General features: G+C 74.0%; 17 protein-coding genes and 1 pseudogene. 4 read left to right on the top strand and 14 right to left on the bottom strand.

The window, feature by feature from the left end; all coding sequences use genetic code 11:
* Positions 1-2: 2 nt before the first annotated feature.
* Positions 3-971, top strand: a pseudogene (locus LCD35_RS30735) (LLM class flavin-dependent oxidoreductase); the annotation flags it as partial.
* A gap of 177 nt (positions 972-1148) precedes the next feature.
* Here LCD35_RS30735 and msrB read toward each other — a convergent pair.
* Together msrB and LCD35_RS13235 are read right to left on the bottom strand one after the other, a co-directional pair.
* A complete protein-coding gene (msrB, locus tag LCD35_RS13240; RefSeq protein WP_224966455.1) occupies positions 1149-1571 on the bottom strand; it encodes a peptide-methionine (R)-S-oxide reductase MsrB in 423 nt (140 codons plus the stop codon).
* Positions 1572-1618: 47 nt separating this feature from the next.
* Positions 1619-1927 carry a hypothetical protein gene (locus tag LCD35_RS13235; protein ID WP_224966442.1) on the bottom strand — a complete coding sequence of 103 codons (309 nt, stop codon included), beginning with the start codon at positions 1925-1927 and terminating at the stop codon, positions 1619-1621.
* A 66-nt stretch (positions 1928-1993) separates the two neighbouring features.
* Between LCD35_RS13235 and ligD the strand changes: the two genes are divergently transcribed.
* Positions 1994-3025: a non-homologous end-joining DNA ligase gene (gene ligD / locus LCD35_RS13230; RefSeq protein WP_225044266.1), complete on the top strand. Its 1032-nt coding sequence runs from the start codon at positions 1994-1996 to the stop codon at positions 3023-3025.
* A gap of 426 nt (positions 3026-3451) precedes the next feature.
* On the opposite strand, the gene LCD35_RS13225 is transcribed toward ligD, so the two are convergent.
* Positions 3452-5008 (bottom strand): alpha/beta fold hydrolase, encoded by a 1557-nt coding sequence (locus LCD35_RS13225; RefSeq protein WP_224966444.1) that lies wholly within the window; start codon positions 5006-5008, stop codon positions 3452-3454.
* A gap of 219 nt (positions 5009-5227) precedes the next feature.
* Here LCD35_RS13225 and LCD35_RS13220 point away from each other — a divergent pair, with 219 nt between their 5' ends.
* Entirely contained in the window at positions 5228-6130 is a 903-nt protein-coding gene (locus tag LCD35_RS13220; RefSeq protein ID WP_225044265.1) for a DMT family transporter, read from the top strand.
* A gap of 83 nt (positions 6131-6213) precedes the next feature.
* On the opposite strand, the gene LCD35_RS13215 is transcribed toward LCD35_RS13220, so the two are convergent.
* From LCD35_RS13215 to LCD35_RS13165, 11 genes are all read right to left on the bottom strand, one after another.
* Positions 6214-7320 carry an ATP-dependent DNA ligase gene (locus LCD35_RS13215; RefSeq protein WP_224966446.1) on the bottom strand — a complete coding sequence of 369 codons (1107 nt, stop codon included), beginning with the start codon at positions 7318-7320 and terminating at the stop codon, positions 6214-6216.
* 115 nt (positions 7321-7435) lie between these two features.
* Positions 7436-8101, bottom strand: coding sequence for an alkaline shock response membrane anchor protein AmaP (gene amaP / locus LCD35_RS13210; protein WP_224955436.1), 666 nt, complete (start codon positions 8099-8101; stop codon positions 7436-7438).
* On the bottom strand, positions 8101-8634 hold the full coding sequence (locus tag LCD35_RS13205; protein ID WP_224966447.1) for a DUF6286 domain-containing protein: 534 nt from the start codon (positions 8632-8634) through the stop codon (positions 8101-8103). Before LCD35_RS13205 ends, amaP begins: the two co-directional genes overlap by 1 nt.
* 4 nt (positions 8635-8638) lie before the next feature.
* The gene (locus LCD35_RS13200; protein WP_225044264.1) at positions 8639-9043 is read right to left on the bottom strand and encodes an Asp23/Gls24 family envelope stress response protein; all 405 of its coding nucleotides are present in this window, start codon (positions 9041-9043) and stop codon (positions 8639-8641) included.
* The gene (locus LCD35_RS13195; protein ID WP_224955439.1) at positions 9040-9219 is read right to left on the bottom strand and encodes a hypothetical protein; all 180 of its coding nucleotides are present in this window, start codon (positions 9217-9219) and stop codon (positions 9040-9042) included. The genes LCD35_RS13200 and LCD35_RS13195 overlap by 4 nt, the downstream gene beginning before the upstream one ends.
* 50 nt (positions 9220-9269) lie before the next feature.
* Positions 9270-9572: a hypothetical protein gene (locus tag LCD35_RS13190; RefSeq protein WP_224955440.1), complete on the bottom strand. Its 303-nt coding sequence runs from the start codon at positions 9570-9572 to the stop codon at positions 9270-9272.
* Positions 9569-9937, bottom strand: a complete 369-nt coding sequence (locus LCD35_RS13185; protein ID WP_224955441.1) for a hypothetical protein — start codon at positions 9935-9937, stop codon at positions 9569-9571. Before LCD35_RS13185 ends, LCD35_RS13190 begins: the two co-directional genes overlap by 4 nt.
* Positions 9938-10011: 74 nt before the next feature.
* Positions 10012-10539 (bottom strand): Asp23/Gls24 family envelope stress response protein, encoded by a 528-nt coding sequence (locus LCD35_RS13180; protein WP_224955442.1) that lies wholly within the window; start codon positions 10537-10539, stop codon positions 10012-10014.
* A 137-nt stretch (positions 10540-10676) separates the two neighbouring features.
* Positions 10677-11246, bottom strand: a complete 570-nt coding sequence (locus LCD35_RS13175; RefSeq protein ID WP_224955443.1) for a hypothetical protein — start codon at positions 11244-11246, stop codon at positions 10677-10679.
* Positions 11239-11808 (bottom strand): RNA polymerase sigma factor, encoded by a 570-nt coding sequence (locus LCD35_RS13170; protein ID WP_224955444.1) that lies wholly within the window; start codon positions 11806-11808, stop codon positions 11239-11241. The genes LCD35_RS13175 and LCD35_RS13170 overlap by 8 nt, the downstream gene beginning before the upstream one ends.
* Positions 11805-12527 (bottom strand): pyrimidine reductase family protein, encoded by a 723-nt coding sequence (locus tag LCD35_RS13165; protein ID WP_224955445.1) that lies wholly within the window; start codon positions 12525-12527, stop codon positions 11805-11807. The genes LCD35_RS13170 and LCD35_RS13165 overlap by 4 nt, the downstream gene beginning before the upstream one ends.
* 167 nt (positions 12528-12694) lie before the next feature.
* On the opposite strand from LCD35_RS13165, the gene zapE reads away from it, so the two are divergent.
* Positions 12695-13723 carry a cell division protein ZapE gene (zapE, locus tag LCD35_RS13160; protein ID WP_224955446.1) on the top strand — a complete coding sequence of 343 codons (1029 nt, stop codon included), beginning with the start codon at positions 12695-12697 and terminating at the stop codon, positions 13721-13723.
* Positions 13724-13725 lie beyond the last annotated feature (2 nt).

Here is a 13725-nt window from a genome sequence, read left to right as displayed (position 1 = left end):
ACATGATCCACGACGGATTCCCGGGCACCGGCCGGATCTACCCGTCCGGCGGGTTCGGCCGGATCACCCGGCGGCGCAGACTGCACGGGGCACCGGTCGAGGGGAGCGGGATGCGGTTCAGCTACGTGATGTTGCCCGACCACCCGGTGGCCGACTCGCTGGCGACGATCGAACTGGCCGACGAACTGGGTTTCCACGCGGCGTACGCCGCCGACGAGACCTGGCACAAGGACCTGTGGCTGCTGTTCGCCGCGGCCGCCGCGCGGACCCGCCGCATCCGGTTCGGGCCGAGCGTCTCACCGGTGACGCTGCGCGAACCGACGCTGATCGCGCAGGCCGCGGCGACCCTGGACGAGCTGACCGGCGGGCGCGCCGAGGTGGTGATCTCCAGCGGGAACTTCGGGTTGCTCGCCCAGTACGGCATCGACTGGGCGCGGACGAAGCCGCTGTCCCGGGTGCGGGAGGCGCACCACGTGATCCGCACCTTCCTGGACGAGCGGGCGATCACGTTCCAGGGCGAGTTCTTCCGCTACGACGGGCTGTTCACCTTCGCCACCCCGGTGCAGCAGCGGCTTCCGGTGCTGCTGGGCGCGATGCGCGGCCCGAAGTCCTTCCAGCTGGCGGGGGAGATCTCCGACGGCGTGCACCACGCGTTGAGCTGCACCCGCGACGCCTACGACCACCTGGTGGCGAACGTGCGGCTCGGCACGGAGCGGGCCGGGCGGGACTGGCGGCGGCTGGACATCGGCGCCTGGATCGTGTTCGCCACCGGCCCGGACGGGGCGGCGGCGAAGCGGGCGGCCCGGGCGATGATCGGCCTGTACGCCTCGGCGATGCCCGCGGAGCAGCTGCGCCGCAACGGGGTGGATCCGGCTTCGCTGACCGAGGTCGTCGCCGCCGTCGGCGCGGGTGACCTCGCGCGGGCCTACGAACTCACCCCGCCGGAGCTCGCGGAGCAGCTGTCGGTCGCCGGGACACCGCAGGAGTGCCTGGAGCGCATCCAGCGGGACATCGCGCCGACCGGGGTGAACCACCTGGTCCTGGCGGTCACCGATGCCGAGCTGGTCCGCGCCTTCTCCGGGGTGGACGTGCCGGGAGTGCCGAGCGCGGCCGATCAGCTGCGGCTCATCGCCGAGCACCGTGGCCGGTCAGCTCTCCGGGACGTGCCGCAGGGCGATCGAGTTGATGCAGTAGCGCTGGTCGGTGGGGGTGTCGTAGCCCTCGCCCTCGAACAGGTGCCCCAGGTGGCTCAGGCAGCTCGCGCACAGCACTTCGACGCGGACCATGCCGAGCGAGCGGTCCTCGCGCAGGATCACCGCGTCGGAGTCGCGGGCGTCGAAGAACGACGGCCAGCCGCAGTGCGACTCGAACTTCTCGGTGCTGCGGAACAGCTCCGCCCCGCAGGCGCGGCAGTCGTACACGCCGACCGACTTGGTCTCGGTGTACTCGCCCGTCCACGGAGCTTCGGTGGCGGCCTGCCGCAGCACCGCGTACTCCTGCGGGCCGAGCTGCTCCCGCCATTCCTGCTCGGACTTCACGACTTTGGGGGTGGCGCCCACGACCGGATCCATGCGTCCACGCTAACCCTTCGCAAGATCGAGTGCCCGCGTGCTCCCGCTCACCCGCCGAGGAACGCGCCGAGCATGAAGACCACCGCGTTCCACACGGTGACGCCGACGCCGAGCAGGATCAGCAGCACGACGAACACCACCACGACGCGCCGGTGCCCCTGCGTCCGGTTCGCGCAGCGGGCGAAGTCGTCGACGCCGGTGAGCATGCCTTCGACGGTGGCCTTCGAACCGGGGCGTTCCATCCGGTCCAGGTGTTCGGCGAAGGCCCGCGCCTCCGGGTCGTGCGGGTCCAGCCCGACGAGGTCGTCGGCGAACCGGTCCCGCGGGGCGTCGGGGTCGTGGCCTGCTGGCGCCATGGCCCAACGGTAGCCCGCGGACGGCGGTCGCAGGCAGTGCCGGAGCCGCCGACCTACGCTGCGCGGATGGCGGAGGCAGCGCGGGAACTGGACGTCGCGGGCAGAGCGGTGCGGCTGTCGCACCCGGACAAGGTGTACTTCCCGGAGCGCGGGTTCACCAAGCTCCAGGTCGCCGAGTACTACCTGGCGGTCGCCGAACCGTTGCTGCGGGCGGTGGGGGACCGGCCCACGACGTTGAAGCGGTTCCCCGGCGGGGTCGGGTCCGAGCCGTTCTACGCGAAGCGGGTGCCGAAGGGCGCCCCCGAGTGGGTGCGGTCGGTGCGGGTGACGTTCCCATCGGGGCGCACCGCCGACAGCGTGCTGCCGACCGAGCCCGCGGTGCTGGTGTGGGCGGCGGGGCTGGGCACCCTGGACTTCCACCCGTGGCCGGTGCGCTCGGCGGACGTGGAGCACCCCGACGAGCTGCGCATCGACCTGGATCCGCAGCCCGGCACCGGATATCCGGAGGCCGTGGCGGTGGCGCGGGTGCTGCGGGAGGTGCTGGCGGAGGCCGGCCTCACCGGCTTCCCGAAGACCTCCGGTGGCCGCGGGGTGCACGTGCTGGTGCGCGTCGAGCCGCGTTGGGACTTCATCGAGGTGCGGCGCGCGGTGATCGCGCTGGCCCGCGAGGTGCAGCGCCGCATCCCCGAGCAGGCGACCGTCGCCTGGTGGAAGGAGGACCGCGGAAGGCGGGTGTTCCTCGACTTCAACCAGGCCGCGCGGGACCGCACCGTCGCCTCGGCGTGGTCGATCCGCGGCACCCCGCGCGCCACCGTGTCGATGCCGCTGACCTGGGAGCAGCTGCCGGACGCGGAACCGGACGACTTCGACCTGGGCACGGTTCCCGGTCTGCTGGCCGAACGCGGCGACCCGCACCGCGGGCTGGACGACTCGTCCGGCGCGCTGGACCTCGCCCTGGACTGGTTCGAACGCGACCGCGGCGACCGCGGCCTCGGTGAACTCCCCTACCCGCCCGACCACCCCAAGATGCCCGGCGAACCCACCCGCTCCCGCAAGGCGTCCCTGGAAGCGCGGCGCGGCGACGAGAGCGCCGGGTGAGCCCCTGCCGCGACCTCCGGCGCGCTCGCGACGCCGGTCGGACGCCGCGGGAGCGCGATGCGCGGCCCTCCCGGAACGGGCGACACCGGGACGAGGGGCCGCGCGCTGGTCACCGAGCGGGATGGTGACGGATTGCAATGGGTGCATGCCGCCTGTTCAGCAGGTCGGCGGACGGCCGATCCCTCGCTCGGCGGTGTCACCCGCGGTGTTCGGGCGCGCATGCTCGCTACCGCTGGTGCTCAAGCACGTGAGGAGAACGCCATGGTTCCCACTGAGAACGAGACGACCCCGCAGGCCAGCGGCGGTTGCAGCTGCTGCGCGAGTTGCAGCGGACCTTCCTGCGGGTGTTGCTCGGGCTGCTGATCGCACGCACCGGGTTCCGGGGGCAGCGGACTCCGCACCCCCGGAACCCGCGCGCACGGGTGATCAGGCGGGGCAGGCCTTGCCCTCGGCGGGCAAGGCGCCCTGCACGAGGAACCGGCTCACCGCGTCGGTCACGCAGTCCGAGCGGCCGATCGCGCCGTGCCCGGTGCCCTGCCAGTTGACCGCGACGCCCGTCGGCAGCTGCTCCGCCAGGTGCTTGCTGCCCTGCGCCGGCACCAGCGGATCGTTCTCGGTGGTCACCACGGGGATCGGCGGCAGGCCCGGCGCGGACGGCGGCGGCGGTTCCTCCTGCGGTTCCGGCCACTGCGCGCACCAGGCGAGGCGCTGCGCGAACAGGCCGCCGAACAGCGTGTTCGTCCCCGTCCACTCGGTCGCCACGTGCACGAGCCGCTCGGCGGGCAGCCGCAGCCTGGTGTCGTTGCAACTGGTGATCAGGTCGCCGTCGAGCCGCGCGGGATCGGCCCCGGTCTCCCGCACCAGCGGGGCGGCGAGCGCGCTGATCCGCGCCCCGTCCCCGGAGTTCGCCGCGGCCAGCGCCGACGCCAGCCGCGGCCAGCGCTCCGGTTCGCCCAGGCCGTGCAGCAGCACCCGCACGATCTTGCCCGCGCTCACCGGCCCGTCGGCGGCAGGCAGCGACCTCGCCCGCGTCCGCTGCACCAGTTCCTGCACGGTGCGGCGCGGATCGGGACCCAGCGGGCAGGAACCCCGGGCGGCGCAGTCGGCGGCGAACGCGTCGAAGGTCTGCTCCGCGCCCTGCGCCTGCGCCCCGGCGACGGCCATCGCGTCGAGCTGCGGGTCCAGACCGCCGTCGAACACCATCCGGCCCACCGAATCCGGGTAGCGCTGCGCGTAGGTGGTGAGCACCCGGCTCGCCTCGCCGATCCCGACGGCGTGCAGCTTCGGCACGTCGAGCTCCAGCCGCAGCTCCTCCAGGTCCGCGGCGGTGCGCCACGAGTCGTAGGCCTGCAACCGGTCGTCCAGGTCCAGCAGGCACTCCTGGCTGGACACCCGCACCGAGGTCAGCAGCCGGTCCAGCGACGCCCGGTCGGTGGCCTGCGGGTCGAAGCCGATGATGTTCTCCCGCTGCGTCGGCGGCATGCAGTCCGCCGGATCCGACTGGCCGGTGCCGCGCCGGTCCATGCCGATGATCCGGAAGGTGCGCAGCACCTCCGGCGGCAGCTTCAGCGCCAGCCGCGCGGCCACCGAGGTGCCCGGCTCGCCGTGCACGTCGCCCAGCACCACCAGCGGGACGCCGCCGGTGCCGGTGCTCAACAGCGCCGCGCGGGTCGTGCCCTCGGCGGGCGCCTCCGGCGAGTCCAACGTGGTCAGCAGCTGCGAGCAGGAGAACGACGGGCCGGTCGCGGGCAACGCCAGCTCCTCGCGGGTCTCCCCGGTGCAGTCCGCCCAGTTCAGCGCGCTGCCCGCGGACGGGCCGAGCCCCGGCAGCGGTGCCGGTCCGGGTGGCGCGGGGGCGGGCGCCACCGGCTGTTCGGCGTCCCGGTAGGCGACGGCGGGCCGCTGCGACGGACCCGCGGAGCACCCCGCCACCAGCGCGGTGAGCAGCAGCAGAGCACCGATGCGGTGGCTGGTGCGCGGCACGACTGCTCCTCTGCGTGGTCGGGATCTGCGCTGAGCATCGCATGATCGGCGTGAGCACCGGGTGAGGGGGAGCGGTGCGTGCCTCGTCGCAATCCGGTTGGGCGCGCCCGCCGCGGCGGCTACGGTTCGCCGGGCACTCGGGCCGGACGTGCGCGCCGCCCCGGTGCCGGGTACAGCGGAGCGGAACGGGTGGTCGACCCGGGATCAGGAGGAGCAGGCGTGGTCGCGGTCAACATGGACGGTGCGTCGTCGCGCGGGCGGCCCCTCCGATCCGGGGTGCAACCGGCGTTGGCCCGCGGGTTCGGCGCCGTCCCGCCGCCGGTGCTGGTGCTGCTGGGCGTGATCAGCCTCCAGGTCGGGGCCGCGTTCGCCAAGCAGCTGTTCGCGCTCGCCGGGGCGTCCGGGGTGGTCACGCTGCGACTGCTGTTCGCCGCGCTGGTGCTGGTGGTCGTGTGGCGGCCGTCGTTGCGGCTGGACCGCACGACGCTGCTCGTGGTCGTCGGGTACGGCTCGGTGCTGGCGGGGATGAACATCTGCCTGTACCAGGCGATCGAACGGATCCCGCTGGGCGTGGCGGTGACCATCGAATTCCTGGGGCCGCTGGGTGTGGCCGTGTTCGGGTCGAAGCGGAAGCTGGACCTGCTGTGGGCGGTGCTCGCCGGGCTCGGCGTGCTGCTGCTGTCCCGGGTGGACGGTGGCCTGGACCTGGTGGGCGTCGGGTTCGCGCTCGCCGCGGCGGTGCTGTGGGCCTCCTACATCCTGGTCGGCGCGAAGCTGGGCAGCCGCACCAGCGGCGGCTCCGGGCTGGCGCTGGGCATGGCGGTCGGTGCGCTGGTGGCGCTGCCGTTCGGCATCTCCGGGGCGGGGGCGCAGCTGCTGTCCCCGGCGGTGCTGGTGGCGGGGCTCGTGGTGGCGCTGATGTCGTCGGTGGTGCCGTACTCGCTGGAGCTGGAGGCGCTGCGGCGGATGCCGCCCCGCGTGTTCGGCGTGCTGATGAGCCTGGAACCGGCGGTGGCCGCGTTGGCGGGGTTGCTGGTGCTGCACGAGGCGCTGGGCGTGCTGCAGTGGGTCGCGATCGGTTGCGTCGTGCTCGCCTCGATCGGTGCCACCCGGAGCACGTGAACCGGGCGCGGTCCAGCCGCACCGCGTTCACCTGCGGATCTCACGCCGGCCAGGTCCATGATCGGCTGCTAATAGCGAGTGGATCACGGTCGCCGATGATCAGCCGCTTCGCCGCGGAGGACGGCGTCCAGGTCGTAGCGCGCGGGCTCGTCGAGCTGGTCGTAGCGGCAGGATTCCGGCGCGCGATCCGGGCGCCACCGCACGAACTGCGCGGTGTGCCGGAACCGCGCGGGCACGGCGCCTTCGGTGTGGTCGTAGGCGACCTCGGCCACCCGTTCCGGACGCAGCGGTTGCCACGGCTGCACCGTGCTGCGCCAGCGGTTGACCGACCCGGGAAGCCGCCGCCCGTCGTCGACGTGCTCGCCGAGCCACGGGTGCTCCGCGTCGGTGCGCAGCGGCGCCAGCTCGGCCGCGAGTTCGCGGCGCCGTTCCGCGGAGAACGCCCCGGCGACGCCCACGTGGTGCAGCACGTCCCGGTCGTCGTGCAGGCCGAGCAGCAGCGAACCGACGGCGGTGCCCGGCTCGGTGCCGGTGTGCCAGCGCAGCCCGGCGACCACGCAGTCCGCGGTGCGCGTGTGCTTGATCTTGAGCATGGTCCGCTTGCCCGGCGCGTAGGGCCCGTCGGCGTCCTTGCCGATCACGCCGTCCAGGCCCGCGCCCTCGAACAGCCGGAACCATTCGGCGGCGGTGGCCGGATCCGTCGTCAGCGGGGTGGTGCGCAGGCCGGGGCCGGTCACCCCGAGCTCTTCCAGCCGCCGCCTGCGCGCGGTGAACGGTTCGCCACGCAGGTCCGCGTCGTCGAGGGCGAGCAGGTCGAACGCGATGAACAGCGCCGGGGTGCGTTCGGCCAGCTCGCGCACCCGGCTGGCGGCGGGGTGGATGCGTTCGGACAGCGCGTCCCAGTCCAGCCGCTGCCCGTCCGAGTCCGTGCGGACCACCACGAGTTCGCCGTCCAGCGCCGCGGGCCGGCGCAGCCGTCCGGCGGCGTCCAGCACCTCGGGGAAGTAGCGGTTCAGCGGTTTGCCGGTGCGGGACTGCAGCACCACAGGTTCGGCGGCGCCCGGGTCGGCGAACACCAGGCAGCGGAAGCCGTCCCACTTCGGTTCGAAGCAGAGCCCCGGCCGGTCCGGGATGCCGTCCACCGGGGCGGCCAGCATCGGCTTCACCGGCGGTTGCACGCTCAACGCCACCTGGACCTCCCGCAGCTCGGAGCCCGAGTATGTCGCTCGGTGCCGCCGCGGGCCCGACGTGCCGATGGCCCGCCCACCCGGTTGGACGGGCGGACGGGCCATCGACGTCGTCGGTTCAGCGGACGCGTTGCCGGGCGGCGCGGTCCAGCTGGAGCCGGATGGCGGTCGGCAACGCCTCCACATCGAGCGCCTGGCGGGCGCGGGCGAGGACCTTCGCGTCCAGCTCCTCCCACACGTGCCGCACGTTCGTGCCCTCCTGGAGCGCGAGGGTGAGCCGCACGTTGGGCCGCTGGTCGGTGCCCGCCATCCGCACCCGCGCGCGGGTCACACCGGTGACGCTCTCCGCGTCGGCGCGCACCGCCTCGGTCAGCGCGTGCGAGGTGATGGTCGCCGAGCTCTCCGCGTCCCCGTGCAGCCGCAGGTCGGGACGGCCTTCGGGGCGCAGCGCGCGCAGCAGCCACCACAACCCGAGCAGGGCCAGCACGACACCCACCACGATCGCGACGCCGCAGGCCAGCGGCCGGTTGCCGCCGACCCACTGGGTGAGCAGCGGGTCCAGCACGGGCCGCTGCGCGCGGAACCGGCCGAGCCAACCGGCGCCGACGACCAGCGCCAGCGCCCCGGCGAGCAGCAGCACCAGCCCGAGCACGCCGAGCAGCCAGCGTTCGAAGCCGAGCGACCGGCCGACGGCGGTGCGGCTCGGGCGCGCGGGCGCCTTGCGGGCGGTGGAGCCGTTCCCGGAGCCCCCGGTGGGGCGGGTCGTGGTGTCCTGGGTCGACATCACCGCTCCTTCGCGGGGGAGACCGACACCGACACCCGGGGCCGGCGTTGCAACGGCAGGTCTTCGACGGCGGCGGCGGCCTTCTTCGACACCCGGTCGCGCAGGTCGCCGACGCTGCGGAACCGGCCGCGGGCCTTCACCTTCACCTTCCGGCGGTCGGCGGTGACGGTGGCGGCGGCGACCCCGTCCTCGGCGCGGACCTGGTGGCCGACCAGGCGGGCCAGCGAGCGCGGGTCGGTGGTGACGGTGACCTCGGGGGCGGGGTCCGCCAGCCGCACCTCCTTGCGCCCGGCGCGGGACGCGGCCAGCAGCAGGATCAAGCCGACGAGCACGGCAGCGGCGGCCACCAGGCGCACCGGCAGGTCCTGCCAGCTCAGGTCGCGCATCGAGGACCCGGCGTCGGACCAGGGCACGAGCACGCCGCGGCCGCCCGGGTTCGCCCAGGCGCCGATGGCCTCCACCACCAGCAGGACCCCGGCGGCGAGGGCGATCAACCCGGCCGCGGCGGTGATCAAACGGACTAGGGCACGCACGGGCTCACTCCACTCGGTCTCGTTTCGGGGCGGGCACCAGGGCGGACACGGTGACCTCCACCGCGGTCACCCGGCAACCGGCCTGCCGGGACAGCTCCTCGCGGACGCGTTCCCGCACCTCGCGCACCGCGTCGCGCACCGGGGCGGGGTAGCGCAGCGCCAGGTCGAGCCGGACCCGCAGCTCGCGGTCCGGGCCGGTGAGCCGGGCGCTGGAACCCTGGGTGCCGACGCCCACGCCGACGATGCGGCGCGGCGCGCGGGTGGTGCCGGAGACACAGTCCGCGGCGTGTTCGGCGATCTTGCGCAGCACCGCTCGGTCGATGTCCAGCGAGCCGCGGTCGGCGGGGTCGCCCGCCGCGGAGGTCCGTTCGGTCGCGGCCTCGGCCCGCTCGGTGGCGGGGGCGCTCATCGGTCCTTGCCCCGGCCCAGGAAGTCGCCGATCTCCAGCTCGCCGTCCAGCACGCGGCCGACGATCAGGCCGATGGCACCGATCACCAGGGCGATGAGGAAACCGGTGAAGCCCCCGGCTGCGGCGGCGACACCGAGGAGGAGCCCGGCGAACAGGCCGGTCTGCGTTGCGTTCATCGTGGGAGAAACCTTCCTGACTGGGAGACCGTGCGTCGGCTGTTGAACGGTCACCGGACCCGGCTGCGGCGCTTCCGCAGCCGCCACGCCCGCACCCGGCGCAGCACGCCGCCGAGTCCGCGCGGGTCGGCGACCACGACCACCGGTGCGTCGTAGCGGTCCGGCGGCCGGTTGCGGGGTTCGCCGCGTTCGGGACGGGAGAGCGCGGGTTTCCGGTCGGCCGCGTCGCGGCGGGCCCGCAGTTCCGCGAGGCCCGCCACGAACGCCTCGTGATCACCGCCCACATCGGGGTGGTGCGCGCGGACGAACGCGCGCAGGCGGACCCGCGCGTCGTCGTCCGGCGAGCCCGTCATCGCGGTGCCGCCTCGTCCTGGCCGGGGGCATCGGCCTCGTCCGAGGTGATCACGTCGACGACGGTGATGTCGACCGGCGCCGGGCCGGTCACGGCGAGCACGCGTTGGCGCAGTGCGGCCACGATCCCCGGCAGCGGCTCGGTCAGCCGCAGCACCACGCCGACCTCGACGGGTTCGCCGGGCTCGCCGACGCGGACGCCGGTGACCTGCCTGCCGGGCAGGTAGGCGGCGATGGTGCCGTACGCGCCGCCGTGCAACCGGGTGACGGACGGGTGCGCGAGCACCGCCCGAGCGACCCGGTCGGCGAGCTGCTCCTCGACTTCGGGATCGTCCCGGCCGTGGTCACCGGGCGCGGATTCGGTCATGTCGGTGTCCTTCGAGAGCGGGCCGGGATGGGAGCGCGTGGCCCCGGTCGGGGCAGCCGGGACCACGCGCCGTCTCACTCCACGCGGGAGGAGGCGGGGGTGCTGCCACCGTTGCCGCCGTCCTCGTCGTCCTCGGAGGGCAGGTGGATGTCGTTCACGGAGATGTTGACCTCGATGACCTCGAGGCCGGTCATCCGCTCGACACCGTTGATCACGTTGCGCCGCACCGCGCGGGCCAGCTCGACGATGGAGGCGCCGTACTCGACGACGATGTCCAGGTCGATCGCGGCCTGCTTCTCGCCGACCTCGACGGTCACGCCCTGCGTGGTCGTGGTGCCGCTGCCGCCGGGGATGCGCTCGCGGATGGCGCCGAAGGCGCGGGAGACGCCGCCGCCCATGGCGTGCACGCCGGAGATCTCGCGGGCTGCGATGCCGGCGATCTTCTGCACCACGGAGGCGGCGATCGTCGTCTTGCCCTGCGAGGTGTCGTCGGCGAGCCGGGCCGGGGTGGCGCTGCCGCTGGTGCTCAGGCCCTTGCCGCCGGTCGTGGACCCGCTCTGGGTCTCGGTGCTCTGGGCGGAGGTACCACTCGACTGGGCCATGAAAGGGCTCCTTCCCCTGAAGATCTCGTTGTCGCCCTGGGCGTCGCAGTCGCCTGCGATCTCCGGGACTGCAAGATCCGATGCGAGTGATCCCGGAACATCGCGGGGGTGCGACCTAGGTCACATGAATGAGCTAATCACGAGCCCTGCGGGGGCGCGACATCGGCGACCCGCACCCACACCGACGGGGCCGCCGCGCCGAGGTGCTCCCGCAGCGCGCGCCCCAGATCATCCTGCAACCGGGCGGTCAGCGCAGGGGCAGGCACGCCGTAGCCGATCACGACGTCCACCCGCACTTCGCGCACGTCGCCGGTGCAGGACAGCAGCCGCACCTCCGGCACGTCGGCGAGCAGCTCCGCGCTGAGCCTGCGGGCCAGCACCAGGGTGGCCTGCGCGGAGATCCGCAGCGTGCCGAACTCCTGGGCGACCTCGGCCGGTTCGCCGCCTGCGGCGGCGCGGGCGCCGCGGACCGTGAGCAGCGCGCGGGACACCAGTCCCTCCGGCGGTTCGACGGCGAGTTCGGCGGCGCGGCGCACCGGTTCCCAGCCGGTGGGCGCCAGCTCGGCGAGCGCGGCCCGGCAGTGCGGGCAGGTGCGCACGTGCGCACCGAAGTCCTCCGGCGCTTCCCCGGCGAGGTGGTCGAGGAGCTCGCCGATGGTGCGGCCGCAGGGCAGCGCGTGCTCGGGGTCGAGGGGAGCTTCACCCACGGTGCATCTCCTTCAACCTCGACAGCAGGGTCAGCCGCGCCCGGTGCAGCCTCGATCGCAACGCGGCGACGTTCACCTCTAGCACCTCTGCGATCTCTTCGTAGGACATCCCCTCGAATTCGCGCAGCACCAGCGGCACTCGCTGGGAGGGTTCCAGGGTGGCGATGGCGCGGTGCACCAGGTCGGCCTCCTCGGCGCGCACCGCGTGTCCCTCGGGGTTGCCGGAGTCGTGGTCGGAGACGAGGTGGTCCATCGAGTCGTCGCTGACGTCCAGGGCCACCGTGTTCTTGCGCCGCCGCACCTGGCCGAGCGCCGCGTTGGTCACCACCCGGTACAGCCAGGTGGTGGGCGCGGACTCGCCGCGGAACCGGGCCAGCGAGCGCCACGCCGAGACCCACGCGTCCTGCACGGCGTCCTCGGCTTCGGCCTGGTCGTTGAGGATCCGGTACGCGACCCGGTACATCGATCGGGTGTGCCTGCGGACGAGTTCGTCGAAGGCCACCCCGTCGCCGCGCTGGGCGGCTGCCATCAGGTCCGCGTCGCTGTCGCCCCGCCCGGTCACGCCCGAAGTCTCCCGTACCGCAGCAGCAGCAGCGATTCCTCCGCCCGCAGCACCGACAGCAGCCGCATCCGGTGCGGGTCGGGGAGGCCGGGTCCGGCGGCGATGCGCCCGGCCCCGCCCCCCGCGAGCAGCGGCGAGACGGTCAGGCACAGCTCGTCGACGAGGTCCGCGGCGAGCAGGTCGCCGAACAGGTGCGGTCCGCCTTCGCAGCCGATCCGCAGCAGCCCGCGCGCGGCGAGCTCGGTGAGCGCGGCGGTCAGGTCCACGGTGCGGTCCCCGGCGACCACGACGTCGGCGCCCGCGTCGGCCAGCGCGATCCGGCGCGCCTCCGGGGCCGACGCGCAGGTGAGCACGATCGGCGGCACCACGGTGTCGGTGAGCAGCGGCGAGTCCGGCTCCAGCGAGCAGCGGGCGGTGACGACCGCGATCGGCGGTACTTCGGAGAGCCCGAACCGGGCGCGGCGGTCCGCGTCCACCTCGTGGCGCTGCACCCCGTGGTAGCCCTCGGTGAGCGCGGTGCCCGCGCCGACGAGGACCACGTCGGACAGGTCGCGGATCAGCGCCAGCGCCAGCTGGTCGGCGGGGGAGGACAGGCCGCGGGAGCTGCCGCGCACGCTCACCGCCCCGTCGAGGCTGGACACGAAGTTCGTGCGCAGCCAGGGACGGGCCAGGTCGGCGGGGAAGTCGTAGAACGCTTCGATCTCCGGCGTCACCTCCACCGGAGCCGCAGCACCGGGAGGATCGCCGTCTGAGGGCCACAACCTGTGCACCCGTCCATCCCAGCACGACGCGCGCGGTGCGCGCGGGCAGGGCCGGTGTTCGCCCGGGCGCCGCGGGTGATGACTGCCACCGGCTACGGCGGGAACAGCGGTTATAGAGTCGGCGCATGACCGCCGCGCGCCTCACCGACCGCCGACCCGAGCTCAGCCCGGCCGACATGGTCGACGCGATGACTCCGCCCCCGCGGTTCGACGAGGCCCGGTTCGAGACCTACGTGCCGAACCCGGACGAGCCGAGCCAGGCCGCCGCCGTCGAGTCCTGCCGCGCGTTCGCCGAGCGGGCGTCGGCCGCGGGCGGGAGCGGCGGTTCGTGGTGGCGTTCGCTGTTCGGCGGCGGCCGCGCCCCGGTGGGCAAGCCCGGCCTGTACCTGGACGGCGGCTTCGGCGTCGGCAAGACCCACCTGCTGGCCTCGCTGTGGCACGCCGTTCCCGGGCCGAAGTCGTACGGCACGTTCGTCGAGGTGACGAACCTCGTCGGCGCGCTCGGGTTCAACGAGACGGTGCGCAGGCTCTCCGAGCACCGGTTGCTGGCGATCGACGAGTTCGAGCTGGACGATCCGGGCGACACGATGCTGGTCACCCAGCTGATCGCGAAGCTCACCGACGCGGGCGTGCACATCGCGGCGACGTCGAACACGCTGCCCGGCAAGCTCGGCGAGGGCCGGTTCGCCGCGGTGGACTTCCTGCGCGAGATCCACGCGATGTCGGAGCGCTTCGACGTGCTGCGGGTGGACGGCCCCGACTACCGGCACCGCGGCCTGCCCGACCCGCCAGAACCGGTGGACGACGCGGAGCTCACCGCGGAGGCCGAGTCGATGCCCGGTGCCACGCTGGACGACTTCGACGCGCTGTGCGAGCACCTCGGCTCGGTGCACCCGTCGAAGTACGGGCGGCTCGTGGCGGACGTCAGCGCGGTGCACCTGCGCGGGTTGCACGCGGCGCCGAACCAGAACGTGGGCCTGCGGCTGGTGGCGTTCGCCGACCGGCTCTACGACCGGGCGGTGCCGGTGCGGGTGTCGGGGGCGCCGCTCTCGGAGCTGTTCACCGAGGAGATGCTCCGCGGCGGCTACCGCAAGAAGTACCTCCGCGCCCTGTCCCGCCTCACCGCCCTGTCCCGGGACGCCGTCAAGTCCTGACG

The organism is Saccharopolyspora sp. 6V (genome assembly GCF_020176785.1).
Taxonomy (GTDB): Bacteria; Actinomycetota; Actinomycetes; order Mycobacteriales; family Pseudonocardiaceae; genus Saccharopolyspora_C; species Saccharopolyspora_C gregorii.
The sequence above is the reverse complement of the archived record's forward strand: the minus strand, read 5'-3'. Positions and strand labels throughout refer to the sequence as shown.